This window comes from Pseudomonas sp. LBUM1672, assembly GCF_059695655.1.
This window is the reverse complement of sequence record NZ_CP166781.1, coordinates 3,992,465-4,012,774: the sequence shown is the minus strand read 5'-3', so window position 1 is coordinate 4,012,774 and position 20,310 is coordinate 3,992,465. Positions and strand designations below refer to the sequence as shown.

Sequence of the window (20,310 nt, the reverse complement as noted above, 5' to 3'; positions counted from 1 at the left end):
ATGCGCGCCCTGACGCTCGACTTCCAGCCACGCCGCCGCTCCGGCCCATTGGGCTGGAGCCTGTTGGCGGGCGGCGTGGTGCTGGTGGTGACCTGTTTTGTCGCCCAGCAGCACGTCGCCGAACAGGCCTCGCAACAGCAAGGCCATCTGCAAAACGCTCAGCGCGAACTCACCGGCGACACCGGCAGCAAAGTCACCCTGAGCCCGGCCGAAACCCGCGAGCAGGCGCAGAACCTGGCGGAAATGCGCAAGGTCTCGCAGCAACTGCGCCGGCCCTGGGAACGCTTGTTCGCCATGCTCGAAGCCATGCCGCGCGACAACGTCGCCTTGCTGACCCTGACCCCGGATGCCCGCAAAGGCCAGGTGCGCATCAGCGCCGAGGCACGGGACCTGGAAGCGATGCTCGACTTCCACCGCCGCCTCGAAGCCAGCGACGAGCTCTCCGATGTGTCGCTGCTCAGCCACGAAATCGTCGTGAAATCGCCGGAACAACCGGTGCAATTCAACCTGTCGGCTAGCTGGGAGATCGGCGATGCGAATCTCTAGATTGATCGTCCACGAATACCTGCAAGGCCTGGGCGTGCCGGGGCTGGCAGGGCTGGCGATGTTGCTGCTGGCGCTGGTCTGGGCCCTGGGTGGCTTGATGCCGGACTGGAACTCGCTGCAAACCCTCAGCCAGCAGACCCGCGAAGCCGGCGAGTACCTGGCCAAGGTCGAGGACGGCAGTGTCGCCGCCCCGGTGATCCCGCAACGTCAGCTCGACGACTTCCGCAGCAAGTTGCCGTCGCAGCCCCAAGCCACCGTGGCCATCGACAAGATTTACGCGCTGGCGGCTCAGGAGCACATCACCCTGGCCCGCGGCGAATATTCACTGGGCATCGACCCCAAGACCCATCTGGCGCGTTATCAGATTCTGTTGCCGGTGCGTGGCAGCTACCCGCAACTGCGGCGCTTCCTGCACGCGTTGCTTGGCCAGTTGCCGGCCGTGGTGGTGGAGGACGTGGAGTTCCAGCGTAAAAAGATCGCCGACACCGACCTGACCGGGCGGATCCGCATGACCCTTTACCTGTCGAGGTCATGATGAATACCAAACGCGTAGTGGGTTGGGTGGCGTTCTTCGGTGTGGCCGCGGCGCTGACCTGGGGGCCTGATTACTTCATGCCGTCGGACGAAGGCGAGGCGTCGGTTGCGACCACGACTAAACCGATCAAAAGCAAAACCCGCGGCACGCTGCCGGCTGCTTCAGTCAGCGGCAAACCAGCGGTGATCAAGGACCTGAGCCCGTCCGGCGACCTGTTCGCCGCCCGCAGCTGGAAGGCTGCACCCACGCTGGCCAGCGTCACCGAACAACCCGTCAACCAGACCCCGGTGGTGCCAGTCCCCAGCGTACCGCCGATGCCTTTCCAGTTCGTCGGCAAGCTCCATGACCGTTCCGACCTGCAAGTGTTTTTGCAGAACGGCGAAAAAATATACGTCGTACGCAAAGGGGATGTGATCGACGACACCTGGCGGATCGAGGGGATTTCCGATGTGGAACTCAGCTTTGTCTACCTGCCTCTGCATTTGTCCCAGACCTTGTCTGTGGGGAGCACGCAATGAACAGATCCCGTTTGATGATGAGCCTTTGCGTTTGCGTTGGGCTGGCCGCGTGCAGCTCGGCGCAGGTTGCCAAAGAGGAGGGGACCGACCTGATGGAGTCGGGGCAGTACGAAGCCGGCCTGGCCCGTATCGAGGAAGGGCTCAAGGAAAACCCTCGCGACACTGAGTTGCACATCGCCCTGACCAGCGGCCGCGCTCGTGCGGTGACGGCGTTGTTGGCCCAGGGCGACATGGATCGCGCCCAGCGTGATTTCGCGTCGGCACGCATGGCGTATAGCCGGGTGTTGACCCTCGAACCGAACAACCGCCGTGCCCAGGATTCCCTGCGCCAACTCGAACACATGCGCAGCCTCGATGACAAACTCGAACTGGCCCGGGGCGACCTGCGTCGCGGCGACATCTACGGTGCCGATCGCCAGGTCAAACAGATCCTCGAACTGGACCCCAAGAATGAAGGCGCCCTGGAGTTGCAAAGCAATATCCGTCTGGTGCAAAGCCGCAACGTCATTCCTTACCCACAATTGCGCACCCGTCTCGACCGGCCGGTGACCCTGGAATTTCGCGACGCCAACCTGAAAACCATCTTCGAGGTGCTGTCCCAGGTCGCCGGTTTGAACTTCATCTTCGACAAAGACCTGCGCCCCGACATGAAAGCCACCATCTTCGTGCGTGACGTGCGCATCGAAGACGCCGTGGAACTGCTGCTGCAACAGAACCAGCTGCACCAGAAAGTGGTGAACGAAAACACCTTGCTGATCTACCCGGACTCGCCGCAGAAACTCAAGGATTATCAAGAGCTGGTGATGCGCACCTTCTACCTGACCAGCATCGATGCCAACACCGCGCTGAACATGATCAAGACCATGCTCAAGACCCGTGACGTGTTCGTCGATGAACGCCTCAACACCCTGACCATGCGCGACAGCGAAGACGCTGTGCGCATGGCCGAGAAACTCCTGCAATCGCAAGACCAGTCCAACCCGGAAGTGGTGCTGGAAGTGGAAGTGATGGAAGTCGCCACCCAACGCATCCTCGACCTTGGCCTGCAATGGCCGAACACCTTCGGCGTGGTCAACAGCGACGGGTCGGCGGTGACCCTGCTCGATCAACTCAAAGGCATCAACTCCAGCCGGATCAGCATTTCGCCGTCGCCGCAGGCCAAGATCAACGCCCAGGACAACGACATCAACACCCTGGCCAGCCCGGTGATCCGCGTCAGCAACCGTGAACAGGCGCGCATCCACATCGGTCAGCGCGTGCCGATCATCAGCGCCACTTCGGTGCCGTCGACCCAAGGCCCGGTCATCACCGAAAGCGTCACCTACCTGGACGTCGGTCTGAAGCTCGAAGTGCAGCCAACCGTGCACCTGAACAACGAAGTGGCGATCAAGATCGCCCTGGAAGTCAGTAACGCCACGCCGCTGGAGCCGACCCGCCAGGGCACGATTCCGGTGCAGGTCGACACCCGCAACGCCCAGACCACCCTGCGCCTGCATGACGGCGAAACCCAAGTGCTGGCCGGCCTGATGCGCGATGACCATGGCGCCACGGGCAACAAGATTCCGGGCCTTGGCGACATCCCAGGTCTTGGCCGGTTGTTCGGCAGCAACAAGGACACCGTCGGCAAGTCGGAACTGGTGCTCTCCATCACTCCGCGCATCGTGCGCAACCTGCCGTACCAGAGCCCGTCGGACATGGAGTTCCCCACAGGCACCGAAACCAGCATGCACATCCAGGCGCCTGACCGTCGGATGCCGGCGCCGATTCAGAACGAACACATCGACCGGCCGGTTGCGTCCAATACCACCACTGTCGTCGTCGAGAAGCCTTGATCATGAACGCCTCGCAACGTGGTTTTACCTTGATCGAAGTCGTGGTGACGCTGGCCCTGATCGGCCTGCTGGCCGGCATGGCCGCGCCACTGACCGAGACCGTGGTGCGCCGGGGCAAAGAGCAGGAATTACGCACGGCGCTGTACCAGATCCGCGACGCCATAGACGCCTACAAACGCGCCTTCGACGCCGGTTACATCGAGAAGTCGCTGAACAGCAGCGGCTATCCACCGAGCCTGCAAGTGCTGGTGGAAGGGGTGCGTGATGTGCGCAGCGCCAAGGGGGCCAAGTTCTACTTCCTGCGGCGCGTGCCCCATGACCCGCTGACGCCGGTCAAGCGTGACGACGAAGGTGGCTGGGGCTTGCGCTCTTACGACAGTACGGCTCAGAACCCGCGGGAGGGCGAAGACGTCTTCGACGTTTACTCCCATGCACGCGGCAAGGGGCTCAACGGCATCGCGTACAAGGAGTGGTGAATCATGCGTCGGGAAAAGGGTTTTACCCTGCTGGAACTGATGGTGGTCATGGCAATCATCGCAACCCTGATGACCATCGCCTTGCCACGCTATTTCAACAGCCTCGAGGCTTCGAAAGAAACCACGCTGCGCCAGAGCCTGTCGGCCATGCGCGAAGCCCTGGATCACTACTACGGCGACACCGGGCGCTATCCCGATTCCCTGGAACAGCTGGTGGAGCAGCGTTACTTGCGCAACCCGCCGATGGACCCGATTTCCGAACGCAAGGACCTCTGGGTGCTGGTCGCGCCGCCTGACGGCGTACCGGGCGGGGTGGCCGATATCAAAAGCGGTGCCACAGGGAGGGCGCGTGATGGCAGCCTTTATTCCGAGTGGTAAGCCCGCCGACGAGGCCGGGTTCACTTACCTGGGCGTGCTGTTTCTGATCATGGTGATGGGCATGGGCCTGGCCAGTGCCGGCGAGTTGTGGTCCACCGCCTCGCGCCGTGATCGCGAACGTCAGTTGCTGTGGGTCGGCACTCAATATGCCCAGGCATTGCGCAGTTATTACCGCAGTTCGCCGGGTCTGGCGCAGTACCCCAAAGAGCTTGAGGACCTGTTGCAGGACGAGCGTTTTCCAACGCCCAAACATCACATTCGCCAGCTGTACCCGGACCCGATTGGCGGCGGTGAATGGACCTTGATGCGCGGCTTCGACGGGCGCATCACCGGCCTCAGCAGTCCTTCCACCGACCTGCCGCTCAAGCAGTCGGATTTTCCCAGCCAGTGGTCGGACTTCACCGGCATGGCGAGCTACAAGGACTGGCAGTTCGTGGCCGAGAAAGCCTTCCTCGATGGCGCCTCGGGCCCGGTGAAAAACCAGGCCGGATCGCCGCAGGCGGTGACGCCATGAACCGCCAGTGGCTGTCGGCCCTGATCCTTGCCGGTGTGGCGATGTTCGCCAGCGCCAGCGAGGAGGACGAAATGAAGGGTTTTATCGTCGATGACACGATCTCGCACATCGGCCACGACTTTTACTACTCGTTCAGTGAACGCCTGCGTGCCACCAGCCCGATGGATTTCAACCTGGTGGTTCGCGAACGACCTTCGGCACGCTGGGGCAGCCTGGTGACCGTGGAATATCAGCAGCGACTGGTTTATCGGCGCTTCCTGCCGCCGAACACCGTGGAACTCAAGGACGAGGCCTATGAAGCCGCCGACTGGGTTCGCGGACAGATTGTCCAGCGCAAGCTGGAAGCCTTGTTGCAAGACACTACGGACCTTGAGAGGGACGAATTATGAAAACGAAAACTGTCTCACGGAACCTCGGGCTCTGGTTGATCGGGCTGGGCAGTTGCAGCCTGGTGCACGCCACGGAGCTGGTTTACACGCCCATCAACCCCTCGTTCGGCGGTAACCCGTTGAACGGTACCTGGTTGCTGAACAACGCTCAGGCGCAAAACGATTACGACGATCCAGACCTGAAAAACCGCACGTCGGTGGCCGGGACTTCGGCCCTCGAACGCTTCACCAGCCAGTTGCAATCGCGGCTGCTGGGGCAGTTGCTGGACAACATCTCCACGGGCAATACCGGGAGCCTGTCCACCGACGCTTTTATCGTTAACGTCGTCGACGACTCCGGTGCACTGACCATTGAGGTGACCGACCGAGCGACCGGTGAAATTTCGGAAATCCAGGTGAATGGCCTCGCCCCTTGACGGGGATTCGGGTCGGATGGGGAGAGACGGACATGAAAAAAATAATAGCGCTGGGGCTGATGTTGGCGGCATTGCAAGGGTGCAGTTTGCGCGAGAACGTGGGTGCCGAGCAGGACACCGAATCACCGACCCTGACACCCCGGGCGTCGACCTATTACGACTTGATCAACATGCCACGACCCAAGGGCCGGTTGATGGCGGTGGTGTACGGCTTCCGGGACCAGACCGGGCAGTACAAACCGACCCCGGCCAGTTCGTTTTCGACCAGCGTGACCCAGGGCGCGGCGAGCATGTTGATGGATGCGTTGCAGGCCAGTGGCTGGTTTGTGGTGCTGGAACGTGAGGGGCTGCAGAACCTGCTGACCGAGCGCAAGATCATCCGCGCCTCGCAGAAGAAGCCCAATACGCCGGTGAACATCCAGGGTGAACTGCCTCCGCTGCAGGCGGCGAACATGATGCTCGAAGGCGGGATCATCGCCTACGACACCAATGTGCGCAGTGGCGGGGAAGGGGCGCGCTACCTGGGGATCGATATTTCCCGGGAGTATCGGATAGATCAGGTCACGGTCAACCTGCGGGCGGTGGATGTGCGCAGTGGGCAGGTGCTGGCGAATGTGATGACCAGCAAGACGATTTACTCGGTGGGTCGCAGTGCCGGGGTGTTCAAGTTTATCGAGTTCAAGAAGTTGCTTGAGGCTGAGGTCGGGTACACCACGAACGAGCCGGCGCAATTGTGTGTGTTGTCGGCGATCGAGGCGGCCGTCGGGCATCTTTTGGCCCAGGGGATTGAGCGGCGTTTGTGGCAGGTTGCCGGGGATAATTCTTCGCCTGATAACAATGCGACGCTGGATCGTTATCTGACTCAGGCCAAGGTTGTGCCTGAGGGTGAGGGTGAGGAAGAGTGAGCCTAGGCGGCCTTCGGGCCGACCTGGTTCTTGTTGACTGAGTACATATCCATTGCTGCGGTAACGGCTACTTATGGTTTCGCCCTTACGGCGAGTCCCTTTTTCAAACGCCAAAAAGGAACCAAAAGGCTTCGCCCCAACGTCCGGCCCCTCGCTTAGGCTCGGCGTTCCTTCGCTCCGGTATCCATCCGGGGACACTGCCCTCCGGTCTGCTTCGCGACGACCTACATGCAGCGTGTTCGACTGCGTCGAACGGCGCTGCGCGCCACTCCCCGGATGAACACCTCCACTCAGCCTCCCGACGGGGCGGGCAGATCAAGATCAAAAGCTGCAGGCGAGCTAACGCTCGGCCTGATGAGTGGTGAGAAGCAAACGGTGTACGCCAATCCGTTTTTGTAGGAGCGAGGCTTGCCCGCGAAGACGGCCTGACAGCCGACCAATCTCTTGCTGATGCACCCCGACCCCCTGTGGGAGCTGGCCTGCCAGCGATGGCGGCCTGACGGCCGACCAATCTCTTGCAGGTGTACACCGAACCCTGTGGGAGCTGGCTTGCCAGCGATGGCGGCCTGATAGCCGACCATTATCCTCAAGTCATACACCCATCCACTGTGGGAGCGAGCCTGCTCGCGATGGGGGTGTGTCATTCAATTTTGATGTCGGCTGACCCAATGCCATCGCGAGCAGGCTCGCTCCCACAGGGGGAATGTGTGTTGATTTGGAGGGCTATGTTTAAAAGTGTTTAGCGTTACTTCCTGAAAGCTACAGATTCTTGCGCCGTTGCCTACGACTGCGCCAGAATCCGCCGGCTTGTGCGCTTTGTGCCTGATCTTTATCGTTTCCGCATCGCTGCCAATCAGCGATCGGGTTTAGCGACCTGATCAGGTATAAGCGCAACAACGCTCCGTCTTTATTGCAGGCGCATGTCTGCAGTTTCGATATGGTGGCTGTGCGCGGGAGACCCTCGGGTCTGCCGGGTCTTATACCTCTCGGTTCGCTAACCTGCGTACAGCTGCCACCCTTACTTGTTTAGCGACAGGTGCTGGTGGTTCCAACAGGTATAAATGGAGATCCACCATGTTCAAAACCACACCCAATCCCCCGCACTCCGACGACGTTTCCCCCTACGATCCCCTCGATCCAAAAAAGCTGAACGAAGCCGCCGACCGTGCGCTGGATCACTATCTCAATCCGCTGAAAAGCGCGATCCCAGCACGCAAGCCCAGCACGATTTACCTCATCGCCCCGGATGTCGACACCGAAACCCTGTTGTTCAACGCCTGCGAATCCCTGGCTTCAGCCAGTGTCATGGCCAGCGACTTCGCCGCGTTTCTCGAAGGCCCGCACCGCAACACGATGCTGGCCCTCCAGCAAATCATCATGCTGGGCGAGCTGGCGGTGAATCGGGCGCTGGATAACGTCGTTCCGCAGGCGTAAACGCTGAGTCTGTGGTGAGAGAGTTTCTGTGGCGAGGGAGCTTGCTCCCGCTCGGCGGCGAAGCCGTCGTAAAACCGGTGAATGCGGGCTTGTCAGGCATCCAGTTCGCCACAGACTCACCGAAAAAAAACCGCGACCCTCCCCCAAGGGCCGCGGTTTTTTATGCCTTGCGATTATTGCTGCAGCACGGTCGCCCGGTTGTCAGCACCCATCTGTTGAACCGTCGCCATCTGGGTCATGCCACTCTGATCGACACTGGCAGTGTTGCCGGTACCGCCCTGGGTCACGTACGCGACGTTCATGCTGTCAGCCTGTTTGACGGTGATCATGTTGTCGCTGCCATACAGCTGTGTGGTGAACGCCTGGTTGCCGGTACCGGACTGGTCGAACTCGGTGGTGTTGCCGGTGCCGTTGGTGGTGCCTTGGGCCAGGTTGGTGGTGCCGCGCTGGTCGGCGATCAGGATGTTGTCGCTGCCGTTCTGGTCGAAGTACAGCTCGTTGTAGTTTTCAGCCTGGCTGACCGTGGTTTTGTTGCCGCTACCGGTCTGGTTGGTGGTCATGATGTGGCCGACGCCATCCTGGTTAAAGCTGGCGATGTTGCCGTTGCCCGCCTGGGTGACGGTCGCACGCTGGTTGCTGCCGAATTGGCCGCCCAGTTGCGGGCCTTTCCAGTTGCTGGCGTAGACCTTGTTTTCGGTGCCCACGGAGGTGGCGGTCAGCACATGGCTGTCGCCGCTCTGATAGGTGAAGTGCACGTTGCCGGTGCCTTGCTGGTACAGCGCGAGCACCGAGCCGACGGAGTCGAACTGGTCAGCATAGATGGCGTTGACGTCGCCGACTTGCAGGACCTGGGCGTTGTTGTTTTGGCCGAAGCTCTGGTCGACCACAGCTTCGTTGGTTTGCCCGTACTGGTTGACGGTGGCCTCGCTCGCGGTTTGTGCGCCTTGCCAGACCTCACTGCCGTTGAAATCACCGAACTGGTTGATGGTGATGACGCCGCCGTTGCCGTCGCGCTGGTCGCCATAGGCGTAGTTGCCTTCGCCGGCCTGGTTGATGCCGATCTCGCCGCCCATGTGCGCGATCTGTTCGGCGGTGCCGTAGTTGGCGGTGCCGTACTGGATGATCGTCGCGTTGTTGGCGATGCCCAGTTGGATCTGCTCGATATTGGCCTCGTTGGCGTCACCGAACTGGAAGGTCTGGCCTTTGGTGGCTTCCTGGCTGTCCTGATAGAGGAACGAGAAGTTGCCGCTGCCCGTCTGTTGTTGCAGTGCCTGGTTTTCGCCCATGCCGATCGACTGGCTGGCATGGCTGGTGTTGAGGCTGCCGACCTGTTGCTGGACGATGGTGCTGCCGTTCTCGAACAGTTGCTCACCGTAACCGGCGTTGAAGTCGCCGACCTGATCCTGGGTGATGGTGCCGGTGGCGGTGTCTTGTACCGCCATGGCATCGTTACCCTCACCCAGTTGCTGTTGGGCTGCGGTACTGAAAGGGGCCGCGGTCTGTTTCACTTCGGCAATGTTGGCGGTGCCGACCTGGGCCTGGGTGGAAACGCTGTCGTCGGCCATCGCCTGGGCACTGACCATGACCAGGATGGCGGCGGTGAGGGGCGTCAGTTTGAACATGATGAAACCTCCAAGGGGTGCAGTGCTTTAGCGATACTGTTTGACCGAAACGCTCATGCCGTTCCCCGACTGGGTCACGGCGCTTGAAAGCCCCGTACCGGCCTGGTTGATGCTGGCGTCGTTGTTATTACCGTTCTGGGAAATCTGCGCGCGGTTATGGCTGCCGTTCTGTGTGATTGAGGCGGCGTTGCCGGAACCTTGCTGGGTGATCATTGCCATGAGGTCGCTGCCTTGTTGCAGGATGTACGCTTCCTGGTTACTGCCTGACTGGACGATGGTGCCGAGCAACGATTGGCCGTTCTGTTGAATCAGCGCCACGTTGGCCTGGCCGTTCTGGTCGATCAGCGCGTGCTGGCCCACCGGTGGAGGCAACTCGCCGAGGTCAGCGGAAGGTGCCAGGTCGTCGTTTTCCATCAAATCGTCGGCGCGCGCGCCTGCGCTGCTGCAAAGCAGAAGCAGGCAGAGCAGGGCGGCGATCGGCGTTTTCATGGCGTTGTCCTGTGGGAAGAGGCTGGCCCCACCTGCCGACATCGGCGGGTGGGGCGAGGGCTCAGTTGGAGATAACCGTCACGGTACGCACGGTGCCTTGGGATGAGCGGATGGTCGCCGTCGGATTAGCGGACGGGATCACCGTGGTGCTGTTGTTCACCGTCAGCCTCCAGCGACCGGTCACCGGCACCGTGGTGCTGCCCAGCGTGACCAGCCCGGTCGGGGTGGTGACCTGCACGGTGATGGTGTTGCCGGTAATCACCGATGAGGTGCCCGAAAAGTCCCAGGTGAAGCGGTTATTGGAGCGGGCCGACACCGCTGCCGTGGTCACCGTGAAGGTTTCCGCAGCAGGCCGTGGCGAGACTTGCACCGTGACCGTCGCCGGAGTCGACAGGGCGCCGAAGCTGTCCCGGGCGATGTAGGTGAAGGTCGTGGTGAAGGCCGTAGTGACCGTGGCCGGTGGGGTGTAGGTGATGACGGTGCCGTTGGTGCTGACGCTGCCGCGATTGGTTGCCGGTTGGGTCAGGCTGGCGACGGCGAGCGGCACGTTGCCTTCCGGATCGGTGTCGTTGGCCAGCACGTTGATCGGTATCGCCACGCCCAGGGTCGCGATGCTGTCGGCGACGGCCACCGGAGACTGGTTAGGCGCCACGGTGATGGTCACGGTCGCCGGAGCGGTCGAGGCCAGGCCTTTGACGTCTTGAGCCTTGTAGGTGAAGGTCGTTGTCAGCGGTGCAGTGACCACGGCTGGTGGGGTGTAGACCACCGACGTCGTGCCGCTCAATGCCACGGTGCCTTGCCCGGCAGCCGGCTGGGTCAGCGCAGTGATGCTCAGCGGCGTGTCGCCGTCGGGGTCACTGTCGTTGGCCAGCAGGTTGAGGGTCAGCGGCACACCGAAGCTGGTGCTGCCGGTGTCGGCGACCGAGAGTGGTGCCTGGTTCTCACCGCTTTCCGGAGCAGTCCCGACCACCACGACAGGCTCGGTATCGCTGCCGCCCGAGGCGGATTTGACCGTGACGGTAGCCGGTGGCTGAGTCAGGTCGGCAATGGTCAGTTGTTGCAGGGTGCCGGATTTCGACAGACGTCCGTAACCCTGCACGACCATGTCTGGCACCGCCACTTCGTCGGACGAGGAGGCCTCGATCAGCAGGCTGTTAGTGCTCCAGTTGTAGCGAGCGGTCTGGACTTTCACTACGTCGGTGACCTTGCTCGACACTGCCGTCGGCCGGGTGGTGCCGGCCGGGTTGGTGGCGGTGACCACCACCACCGGAGGAACGGTGGAGCCCGTCAGGCGCTGGCCGAAGAACTGGCCATTGTTGTCGCCGAGCATGTTGGTCAGGCAGGGCGACTGCGGTGGTCCGACCACCAGGGCCACGGTTTCGCGGAAGCACAGGCTCGAGCCGTTGGTCGATTTGCCAAACACTTCTACCCGGGTACTGCTGGTGCCCGGGCCTGACGAAGTACGGCGGTAAGTGGCGCGGCCGATTTCCACCGGGGTTTGCGCACGGCTGTCGAGGACTTTGCCGGACACGGTGAAGAGGGTGGTCTGGATGGTCCCGGCCGGCCCTTGCACACGCAGGAAGTTGTTATTGAACGGACTGCCGGTGACCGCTTCGGTAAGGTTCGGATCGCCGACGAACGTCTCGATGGCGCCGGTGTCCGGGTTCACTTCGGTGTAGGGGCCGTTGACGCTGCGCAGGAAGGGCCCGACGTCCCCGTTGAGGGCTCCCGAGAAATTCCCCGGTGCGCCAATGCCGATGTCGCGGGTGATGTTGATCGCCCGACGGCCCGGCGTGGTGACGTTGACCGTTTCCACCCCGTACGGGTGGGTGATGGTGTAGGTCCCGGCGACAGGCACGTTCACCCGCAGACGAATCCGCGCGAAGCTTGCCTGGTCGCCGTCGACAGGGTTTTCCGCAGCGAATGCCGCTTCAATCCCGGCCACGTAGGCATCCACGCCATAACCTCCGACATCATTGATGCTGGTCTCGGCGAGGAACCAGAACGTTTCCGGTGGCCAGTTATCCGGAAACACCATCGGCAGGGTGTCGTCGAAAACCCCGGGTTCCGGATTGAGGATGCACATGTAGGAAGGCGCGCCCGGTGCGCCAGGCGATCGCGAGCTGGTCGCCCGCGACTGGCACAGTTCCAGCGACAGCAGATTGTTGTCCTGATACCACATCGGGAATTTCCCGGTGGCGAAGGTGTAGGGGCCGGGGTCGACGGCGTTGAGCTGCGCGAAAGCGCTGCCGGACAGCGATAGAGTCAGTCCCAGGGCGTTGAGCGCCAGGCGTGGCAATTTGTTCATGATGCCTCCTGATGAGGATCTGGGCATGAGTGCGTTCATTGCACGATGACCACTTCTTCGGTGTCGCTGCCGCCATTGGATGACGTCACTCGAACCTTGGCCGGTGGAATCGGCGAGATGCCGGTCGCCAGGGATTTCACTGCGCCGTCGCCGCTGAGAGAGCCGATGGCAACACCCGTTCCGGAGGTGGCCGTGAGGACCGGCGGCGATGTCTCATCGCTGGTCGAAGCCACGATCGTGATCTGTCCGGTGCTCAGGCTGTACTGGGCCTGCGAGATCACCACCAGGTCAGTCAGCGCCATGGGTATCGTGGTCGGCGTGCTGGTGGGGATGGCCAAGTGGTTGTCGGCGGTCACCTGCAAGGTGCTCGGCAATGTCGGGTTGGTGGCGGACTGGGCGTACCAGTGGCCGGTTGTGTCGGCTTCGGTCAGGTTCAGCACCGGACTGTTGCTGTCCAGGGTCACGGTGGCCGGTGGCGGCGGGGCCATGACGAATACGTCCTGCTGCGCTACCGGAGCGCTTTCACCGGCCTTGCGCGAGTAAGTGCTGCGCTCGGCAATGATCGGGGTGGGGCGAACCACCGTCGACAACTTGCCGGAAATGGCCATGACCGTCGTGCGCAAGTCCAGACCGTTAGGCCCTTCGATGCGGATGTAGTTGGTATTGAAAGGGCTGCCGGTGAAGGCTTCTTCCAGGTTCGGATCGCCTACGAATTGCTCGGCCGACCCGGTGACCGGGTTGGTCTCGGTGTAGGGGCCATTGACGCTGCGCAGGAACGGGCCGATGTCACTCTTGAGGGCGCCGTCGTAGGTTTTCGGCGTGCCGATGCCGATGTCGCGGGTCATGTTGATGGCACGAGTTCCACCGGCGGGAACGTCAAAGATATCGACGCCGTAGGGGTGGGTGATGGTGTAGACGCCGGCGGTGGGCACATCCACCCGAATGCGGATGCGGCCAAAACTGACTTGGTCACCTTCTTTCGGTTCTTCAGCGGCGAAGGCGGCTTCCACGGCGCTGACATAGGTCAGGTCGATGCCCCGTGCGGCATCGACGATGGAGCCGTCGCCGGTGAACCAGAACGCCTCATCGGGAAAGTTGCTCGGGAAAACGATCGGCTGCGTGTCGTCGAAAACGCCGGGGGTCGCACCCAACAAGCACATGTACGAAGGAGCGCCGGGAGCACTCGGGACTCGCGAACTGAGCGCCTTGGACAGGCACAGGTCGAGGGTTCGACCATGGGAGTCCTGATACCAGGCGGCGAACGAGCCGTTGGCGGGCACATAGGGGCCGGGGTCTACGGCAAACAGCGCTGCCTGGGCAACACCTTGGGCGAGAGCGCTGACGACCAGAGCGGCCGCCGTTTTGGACAGTAAAGGGTGCATGAGTATTCCCTCTATCGAAGTACCTGCCCCGTAGGGATGGGTCAGTTGAGAGGGCTTCGGCAACTTCCATACCAATCTTTGAAAACGGCCGGGAGAGGCCCGCAGCGAGGGCGTGTAGCGCGCAAACGGTTTCGCGTCGCCGAGGGCGCGAGCGGGCGATTGTCCCCAGCATTGGGGGTAGGTGGGGGCAGTGGGGTGTGCGGGGAATCGGTGGGGGGGACAAAACCCGATGTCGGGCAAACTGATGCCGAGCGCGAAAAACTCGGGCTTGGGTGCGAGGTAAATGGAGTTTAGGTTTGTTGCGTGTGGTGCAAGGGAGTTTCGGAAACTGAGGGGGCGGGTTAGGCAGCGGAGATGATGTCTTCGCTGCCTTTGTTTTTTTAGCTGTCCTTGATTAGCTTTTCGGCAATCCATTGCGCGATTTGCGTAACGACAGCGTTTTCGGCAGCGAAAGCCTCAGCGAGGTTGGACGCATCCCGTCCTAGGGCAAAGCCCATCATTTTCAGACGCTCGTTGCCGCTCAGCCATCGGCGTTGAATTGTGCGATGAGCCATTCGCGGAAGCGGCGCCAGAGGTCGGCGCTGAGGTAGTGGCCGTGGTCGCTGAATTCGATGACGCCTCGTTCGCCGTCAGCGAGTTCGATGGGGCGCAGGCCTTTGACCGAGGGAGGTTGTGCGCCGAGGAAGCCGACGTGGCGTAAGTAGTAGACGCCGGGCACGGGGTTGTTGGCGGCGTCTGGGCGGTAGAAAGAGGCGGAGATTTTTTTGTAGCTGCCCTTGGCGATGTGTTCGGCGAAGGTGGCGTCGACTTGTTGGGGTTCAGCGATTAGGCCTTCGGGGGGCGGACAGGGATTTGACCCAGCCGGCGGTTAGGTCGGCTTCGGTGATGTTGAGGGTGGTGCCGCACATGGCGGTGTGGGTGCAGGGTTTGAAGATGTGGAGGGGTTTCATGATATGCGCTTTGGTGGAGATGGTGCGCACAGCTTGGGGTGGTATTTGTGGCGGGGCTTTTAATCGGGTTTAGGGAGGTTGTGGCAGTGAGCAACCACCCGGGCTACTGGTTGTCTAGCAAAAGAAAGAAGTGGCTTCTACCGAGGCCACTCCTGAGCGGCTAGATTCTTGGTCAAACGCTATGGTTTACCGGTGCGAATTCCGCCCTGACGAAGTATGTTTTTTCTTCTGCCCCGAGATTCGAAATACCTGCCTGTGCGCCGACCTCAACTAGTTTTGCCTTGACCGACAGTTCCAGGTTTTTGTCCGTCGAAAACGACGTGTTTTCTTTAATTTCCAGAGAGGCTGTCAGGCAGCCGCCGACTTCGCGGGCAAATACTACGGCTTTCCAGGAGGGCTCATAGGAGAGCCAAAAGAAGTTTTCACGTTCGACTTTGCTGTCGGCTTTCCAAGGCCTGCCGGTTAACGAGAATTCACGGGTATCCAATGTGTCGGTGTCGCGTTCGGTTTTACCGGTGTAATTGACGTCACCACCACCCATAGGGCCGACTTGAACCGATGCTTCAGCGGTGACGGTGCTGCGGGTTTTATCGGAAGCTTTTTTAGTGATGCTGATTTTGGTGGCCCCGAGATGAACAAGTAGCTTGATCAGTTCCGACTCGCGTTCTTCCAGTAGGATGGCGTCGTAGCTATCGCTTGGGATGTAGAGACTTCCGTTATCTGGATTCGGGTAGTCGGTCAGCGGGTGTTTCCGGTAAGTCTTGCCAACGACAGGATGGCCCGGCTGGAAGCGGTAGCCTGCGGCCTTAGCTTGGCTGCGGGACAATGAGTGTTGTTGTACATACGCGGCGAGTAAACGTGCTTCTTCTAGCTTCGCTGCTTCTAGCTCTTCGCTTTTTGCGTTGCGCTCCTTTGTGAGCGAAGGCAACAAACTCGGAACACTAATCAATGCGGAGGCTATCAAGGTGGCTGGCAGTAAAGGGCCGACGAGAAACCTCGCACCGGTTGCAAGTGCTGCTGCGCCTGTCACACCGGCAAGAGCCGCGCCACCCGTCATGCCACCGATGTTGTTGTCACGACCAGGCATTGTGAAATTTACTGAGGAGTCGGTGCCACTGCCCTGTGTTGGGTTGGATGTGGTTGGTTCTTCCACGATGTAGATGAGGTCTAGCATTGAGTAACGCTCCTTGTAGGCCAGACGCTTGTTTGCCAAGCCGTAGTTTGGTGGTCGCTTCCTTACCAAGGAAGCGTTTTCGATCCCTTTGTGTCGGCTGTACTCGACTGACCTTGATGACGGTCATGTCGTTTAGATCCACAACCTCGGACTGACTGCACGTTTTAGTCTGGTTGAACGACTTTATAAAGCGTTTATCGCGGGCGTTGGTTAGTTAGCCCGGCAAGCGGAGCCAGACGAGTCTGGAAGGCTTTAGATCGCTTCAGAGATTGGCCGCTTTTTGTTGGTGCCCAATGCTTGAAACACCTAGGCCGATGGATGCCCCTGCGTATGTGCGGCTACTTCGGTCACATGTTGCGTATTGCCTCGTTGGCATCAAGTACGTACTCCATCCCAATGCCCACGCCCTTCAGCACCTCGGTTACGCGGTCTACGAAGAACTCGCCTTGCTCGGGTGGTTCGTACAAGCCATTGATACGGATCTTCGGTTTTTTGCCTTTGGACGGTGGGTAGCTTTCCAGCAATTCACCGCTCTCAATGAAGGCCACGTAGGTGTTGATCTTCTCTTGGAGTAACAGCAGGTGCTCACCCTGTTGGGTTTTGTTACCCCATTCCAGGTGGTCGGTGATGACCAGGATCACCTGGTCGGGCTCCCAATCGGGTACTGCAATGATATCGACGACGTTGGTTTCTACGATGGACATGCCTGCTCCTTCAGAGGGACGGTCAGCGTGCAAACGACCCTTCCAGAGTGCTGGACAGGCGGGGACTTGTCGCCCTGTCACTGGTTGCTTTGTTCTTTATCCGTTTTAAGCACGAACTCGAATCCAATGCCCACTTCTTTCAGTGTCTGGGCAACGCGATCAATGAATACTTCGCCTTGCTCGGGTAGTTCGTACTTGCCCTGAACACGGATGACAGGCGATTTGCCTAGTGCGCCGGGAATCTCGGTGTAGATTTCACCGCTTTCGATGAAGGCGACGTAGGCATTGATTTTCTCTTGTAGCAACAGCAGGTGCTCACCTTGTTGGGTTTTGTCGCCCCATTCGAGATGATCAGAGATGCCGAGAATGATCTTGCTGTTGTCCCATTTGGGGATGCCCCACATATCAATGTTTTTGGCGTCTGTTACTGACATGACAGTTCCTTTATTGCGTTAGTTTTGCGGCGGTCGCAGGATTTCTACTCGGGTAGGCGGGATTTCTGTGCCGCCGGGGAAACCGGGTTTACCCTTGCCTACAATGCGCCCACCACTGTGTTCAATTTCCGGGAATGCGCGCTTCTGATTGCGCGTCAGTGGTGCCGTTTCGGAGGCTTTACATTCGACGCAGGCGATATCGCCATTGGCGTCTCTACCGATCATATCGAGGCGGGTTCGGGTACCGCTCTCTGTTTTGATGGTGACCTGTTGTCCTGATTCTTCCATTTCTTCGGAAAACCCTTCGTAGGATTCTTCCTCAAACGCAGCGCCTGCCGCTTTGTTCTGCTCTAGCTGCGTGCTGAGCACGATGTAAATCGGCGGAATACCCGACTGAGGGAACCAGATGATTGCATCCTGGAACTCTGGAGGATGCGCTGGGTTCTCCAACAGCGTGTCAGATTGCGGCGTGGGTGGGTACACCCACACGGGTGGCAATTGTGGCGCGCCTTCGAGTGCCGGAATACCCAAGACACCGTCTGGGCTTGCTGCGGGCGTCCAGGTCAGGCCAATGCCGTTGCCTAAGTCAGCAATGTAATTCTCGCCGTCCTTATCCGCCTTGATGACAGGCACCTGTTCCCAATCCTTTTTGCCGCCAGTGTAGAACCCGTAAGCGTTAACGGAGCCATCGGGCAAGGTCTTTACGTTGATGCGCACGCGTGTACGGCCCGCTTCAAGCGTTGCGTACTGTTCGTCTTTGTAGAACGCACTGTCGGGTGCAAGGCTGGTGTTGGGCATTAACAGTGCAACGGTGCCCACGGCAGCCCCCGCCGCCACAGTGCCAGACCCGGCCAACAGATTGAGTGCCAGTGAGCCGCCCAGCCGTTGGGCAATGGCGCTACCGGTTGCGGAGCCGGCTACCAGTTGGAGTGAGGTGCCTTGAGCGGTGATTGCGGCCCCAGTGCCCAACACTGCCCATAGTCCGTAATCGGCCAGCTTTTCGACGGGTACAAACCCTGCCGGGTTGGTGTGATTGATTTCGCCGTCTGGCAGGGTGCAACTCTTGGCGAAAACACAGCCTAGCGGGTCGGGCGCTGAGTCTGGCTTGGGCGGGAGTTCTTTGTATTGCGCCCAGTGCTGAGCGCTGGTATCGACAGGTTCGACACCGCTGTTGCGATAACCCTTGGGCGGGTTGGGTACGTAGCCACTCAATCCTTGATTCCTTGTCCTGATCCTTTGAACGGGGCGCAGGGTGACAGCTGGGGTTTGGGGTGGCAATGAGTGGCACTTTGACTCTACTTAGAAAAGCTTTCATTCTTCAGCTGGTGTCTTTACCGTTTGACCAGTGGTGCCGTGACCCTTTTATCCCATCGGTTGCACGGAGCCCCACCTGAAGCTACTCAAAACAGTTAAGCGAGATATAGATGAGCGCCTATGCATTTGATTTGAAGCTGGTGTGTGGGGGATTCGGCTATTTCTCTACCTATACACTCGGCAGTAAACCAGGTCCTACCGGACTCGAGTTCCGCACTCCATCGCTAGTTAACAAGGAGGGATTCTCTGTCGCTCTGGATGAGTTGGGATTGAGCTATATGTTTGTTCAAGATGAAAGGGCTTTTTATGATTGGACTTGCATTCAGGGTTGGGCAATTGCGGATGCTGATTTTGCCAGAGAACACATGGGCCATTGGTTGAAAAAGCGCGAATGCCTGATTTCACCATACGGATCCTTTACGGATATTGAGATCGCATCCCCGTCAGTTAGAAAACGCACCTTCCGCGGCAAGTTCAAACAGCGAATTCTAGATCGCGATAATAACCAATGCGTTATCTGCTCGGACGTTAATCAGTTAACACTTCAACATGTCAGACCCTTTTCTAAAGGGGGTGAAACGAGCTTCAGAAATCTAGTTACTTTGTGCGAGCGTTGCAACCAAGAGATGGGCGCTGAAAACTATAGAGCGTTGTACGACCTCGCGGGCTTACGTTATTCCTACGAGCCTTCCATGTTGAGAGACTCGGATTTTAACGAACGAGCAACCATTCGCGCAGCCCAGTTTTCTGGAAATATTATGCATACGCGATGTGACCTTTACTGAGGTGGTAGAGGACGCTCGTTGCACGGGCAATGTGCACAGTTCCAGCTTAGATGTACAACGGTAATAATAGCGACTACAGGTCGATTTATAGTTGTCATACCGCTTAGCCTTTGACGTAGCCCGCCCATTTCACTATTGCGAGTAGAAGCTGCGTGTCAGCGTTTTAAACATCTCTGGAGAGCGGTTGTTTAACTGCTTGCACGGTTACGTCCTGAAAGCTACAAAACCTTGCGCCGTTGCCTACGGCTGCGCCAGAATCCGCCGGCTTGTGCGCCTTGGGGCCGCTCGGTAACTTGATACCCGTCACTGCCCTTCAGTGATCGGGTTTAGTCGCCCGCGGTTCTAGTGTGCACATCCTCTATCAGTCAGTCATTTCCATGCCTGCGCTCGATGGTAGCTGTGCGTAGGGCGTCTTCGGGCGCGCCGGTTTGCTAGATCCCCGGTCGACTAACCTGCGTACAGCTGCCTCCCCTTACGTTTAGTCGCAAGAGGGGTGGCGCTCCACACATGGATCTAGCATATGTTCAAAGTAACGCCCAATCCGCCGGACACCGATCCGGCCTCCCCGTACGAACCCGATTCAAAGAAGCTCAATGAGGCCGCCGAGCGGGCGCTCGACTTTCACTTCCCGTCGAATGCCGACATCAAAGCCACCGCGCGAACACGCAGTACCCTGTTTTCTGTGGACCCAGAGGCTACGGCCGAAACCCTGGCGGTTTATCTGGTTGAAATACTGGCCTCGGTCGATGTGATGGTGCACCAGTTGGTGGATCATCTGGAGGGTGAGTCGCGCTACGCGCTGCTGGGTATTTCCAACAGCATCATGATGGCGGAGATCACGGCGAATCGGGTGTTGGATAAGATTGATCTGCCCAAGTAGGTGCGGCCTGTTGTGGTGAGTCGGTAATTGATGTTGGGCTGAGAAGCGGTTCCTTTCTGGGGCCGCAGCCCAACGGGGATAAATCCCCTCGCCACGGATGAGATTGCACGCCACTAAGTCGATATGTTCGCCTCATCAGTTGTTGGCTGATCGGGGCGTTTTCTATTGCGTGTGCAGCGACCGTATTACCAACGTTACCAGCCTGTCCCGAAATGTACCGCGTTTATCTCGCTTGGCCGGTTGGGGGGCGACCCTAAACAGGGGGACAAAACCCGATGTCGGGCAAAGACCAGACAGTGGGCTATAACCCTATAGGGACTTTCGG

23 protein-coding genes are annotated in these 20,310 nt (G+C 59.6%); 13 read left to right on the top strand and 10 right to left on the bottom strand.

Going from position 1 to position 20,310, the window contains the following annotated elements:
- The 11 genes from ACA053_RS18295 to ACA053_RS18245 all read left to right on the top strand — a co-directional run bounded on the left by ACA053_RS18295 (position 1) and on the right by ACA053_RS18245 (position 7,943).
- Positions 1-546, top strand: coding sequence for a PilN domain-containing protein (locus ACA053_RS18295; protein WP_162556228.1), 546 nt, complete (start codon positions 1-3; stop codon positions 544-546).
- Complete coding sequence (locus tag ACA053_RS18290; protein WP_109632942.1) at positions 533-1,081, top strand: GspMb/PilO family protein; 549 nt, start codon at positions 533-535, stop codon at positions 1,079-1,081. Before ACA053_RS18295 ends, ACA053_RS18290 begins: the two co-directional genes overlap by 14 nt.
- The gene (locus tag ACA053_RS18285) at positions 1,081-1,599 is read left to right on the top strand and encodes a hypothetical protein (protein WP_497312200.1); all 519 of its coding nucleotides are present in this window, start codon (positions 1,081-1,083) and stop codon (positions 1,597-1,599) included. The genes ACA053_RS18290 and ACA053_RS18285 overlap by 1 nt, the downstream gene beginning before the upstream one ends.
- Complete coding sequence (locus ACA053_RS18280) at positions 1,596-3,431, top strand: secretin GspD/PilQ domain-containing protein (protein WP_497312198.1); 1,836 nt, start codon at positions 1,596-1,598, stop codon at positions 3,429-3,431. Before ACA053_RS18285 ends, ACA053_RS18280 begins: the two co-directional genes overlap by 4 nt.
- A 2-nt stretch (positions 3,432-3,433) precedes the next feature.
- The gene (locus ACA053_RS18275) at positions 3,434-3,907 is read left to right on the top strand and encodes a type II secretion system protein (protein WP_497312196.1); all 474 of its coding nucleotides are present in this window, start codon (positions 3,434-3,436) and stop codon (positions 3,905-3,907) included.
- A 3-nt stretch (positions 3,908-3,910) separates the two neighbouring features.
- Complete coding sequence (locus ACA053_RS18270) at positions 3,911-4,285, top strand: type II secretion system protein (RefSeq protein ID WP_042932745.1); 375 nt, start codon at positions 3,911-3,913, stop codon at positions 4,283-4,285.
- Positions 4,260-4,799: a type II secretion system protein gene (locus tag ACA053_RS18265; RefSeq protein ID WP_109632934.1), complete on the top strand. Its 540-nt coding sequence runs from the start codon at positions 4,260-4,262 to the stop codon at positions 4,797-4,799. The genes ACA053_RS18270 and ACA053_RS18265 overlap by 26 nt, the downstream gene beginning before the upstream one ends.
- Positions 4,796-5,188 (top strand): curli production assembly/transport protein CsgE, encoded by a 393-nt coding sequence (gene csgE / locus ACA053_RS18260; RefSeq protein WP_109632933.1) that lies wholly within the window; start codon positions 4,796-4,798, stop codon positions 5,186-5,188. Before ACA053_RS18265 ends, csgE begins: the two co-directional genes overlap by 4 nt.
- Positions 5,185-5,604 carry a curli assembly protein CsgF gene (locus ACA053_RS18255; RefSeq protein ID WP_109632931.1) on the top strand — a complete coding sequence of 140 codons (420 nt, stop codon included), beginning with the start codon at positions 5,185-5,187 and terminating at the stop codon, positions 5,602-5,604. Before csgE ends, ACA053_RS18255 begins: the two co-directional genes overlap by 4 nt.
- A gap of 32 nt (positions 5,605-5,636) precedes the next feature.
- Positions 5,637-6,509, top strand: a complete 873-nt coding sequence (locus ACA053_RS18250) for a CsgG/HfaB family protein (RefSeq protein ID WP_109632929.1) — start codon at positions 5,637-5,639, stop codon at positions 6,507-6,509.
- A gap of 1,074 nt (positions 6,510-7,583) precedes the next feature.
- Positions 7,584-7,943, top strand: coding sequence for a DUF6124 family protein (locus ACA053_RS18245; RefSeq protein ID WP_497393333.1), 360 nt, complete (start codon positions 7,584-7,586; stop codon positions 7,941-7,943).
- Between the two features lie 173 nt (positions 7,944-8,116).
- On the opposite strand, the gene ACA053_RS18240 is transcribed toward ACA053_RS18245, so the two are convergent.
- The 10 genes from ACA053_RS18240 to ACA053_RS18195 form a co-directional block, all read right to left on the bottom strand.
- Positions 8,117-9,565 carry a curlin gene (locus tag ACA053_RS18240; protein WP_497393332.1) on the bottom strand — a complete coding sequence of 483 codons (1,449 nt, stop codon included), beginning with the start codon at positions 9,563-9,565 and terminating at the stop codon, positions 8,117-8,119.
- A 27-nt stretch (positions 9,566-9,592) separates the two neighbouring features.
- Positions 9,593-10,054, bottom strand: coding sequence for a curlin (locus tag ACA053_RS18235; protein ID WP_497393331.1), 462 nt, complete (start codon positions 10,052-10,054; stop codon positions 9,593-9,595).
- Between the two features lie 61 nt (positions 10,055-10,115).
- Complete coding sequence (locus tag ACA053_RS18230; protein ID WP_497393330.1) at positions 10,116-12,362, bottom strand: Ig-like domain-containing protein; 2,247 nt, start codon at positions 12,360-12,362, stop codon at positions 10,116-10,118.
- Between the two features lie 35 nt (positions 12,363-12,397).
- On the bottom strand, positions 12,398-13,744 hold the full coding sequence (locus tag ACA053_RS18225; protein ID WP_497312184.1) for a hypothetical protein: 1,347 nt from the start codon (positions 13,742-13,744) through the stop codon (positions 12,398-12,400).
- Positions 13,745-14,264: 520 nt separating this feature from the next.
- Positions 14,265-14,462, bottom strand: a complete 198-nt coding sequence (locus ACA053_RS18220) for a hypothetical protein (protein ID WP_497393329.1) — start codon at positions 14,460-14,462, stop codon at positions 14,265-14,267.
- Positions 14,463-14,562: 100 nt separating this feature from the next.
- Positions 14,563-14,694, bottom strand: a complete 132-nt coding sequence (locus ACA053_RS18215; RefSeq protein WP_497393328.1) for a hypothetical protein — start codon at positions 14,692-14,694, stop codon at positions 14,563-14,565.
- A 172-nt stretch (positions 14,695-14,866) separates the two neighbouring features.
- On the bottom strand, positions 14,867-15,868 hold the full coding sequence (locus ACA053_RS18210; protein ID WP_497393327.1) for a hypothetical protein: 1,002 nt from the start codon (positions 15,866-15,868) through the stop codon (positions 14,867-14,869).
- Positions 15,869-16,215: 347 nt separating this feature from the next.
- Positions 16,216-16,572 (bottom strand): DUF6572 domain-containing protein, encoded by a 357-nt coding sequence (locus ACA053_RS18205; RefSeq protein WP_497393326.1) that lies wholly within the window; start codon positions 16,570-16,572, stop codon positions 16,216-16,218.
- Positions 16,573-16,649: 77 nt separating this feature from the next.
- A complete protein-coding gene (locus tag ACA053_RS18200; protein WP_497393325.1) occupies positions 16,650-17,006 on the bottom strand; it encodes a DUF6572 domain-containing protein in 357 nt (118 codons plus the stop codon).
- A gap of 18 nt (positions 17,007-17,024) precedes the next feature.
- On the bottom strand, positions 17,025-18,218 hold the full coding sequence (locus ACA053_RS18195; protein WP_497393324.1) for an S-type pyocin domain-containing protein: 1,194 nt from the start codon (positions 18,216-18,218) through the stop codon (positions 17,025-17,027).
- Positions 18,219-18,430: 212 nt separating this feature from the next.
- On the opposite strand from ACA053_RS18195, the gene ACA053_RS18190 reads away from it, so the two are divergent.
- Positions 18,431-19,105 (top strand): HNH endonuclease, encoded by a 675-nt coding sequence (locus ACA053_RS18190; protein ID WP_497393323.1) that lies wholly within the window; start codon positions 18,431-18,433, stop codon positions 19,103-19,105.
- A 520-nt stretch (positions 19,106-19,625) separates the two neighbouring features.
- The gene (locus ACA053_RS18185; protein WP_497393322.1) at positions 19,626-19,985 is read left to right on the top strand and encodes a DUF6124 family protein; all 360 of its coding nucleotides are present in this window, start codon (positions 19,626-19,628) and stop codon (positions 19,983-19,985) included.
- Positions 19,986-20,310 lie beyond the last annotated feature (325 nt).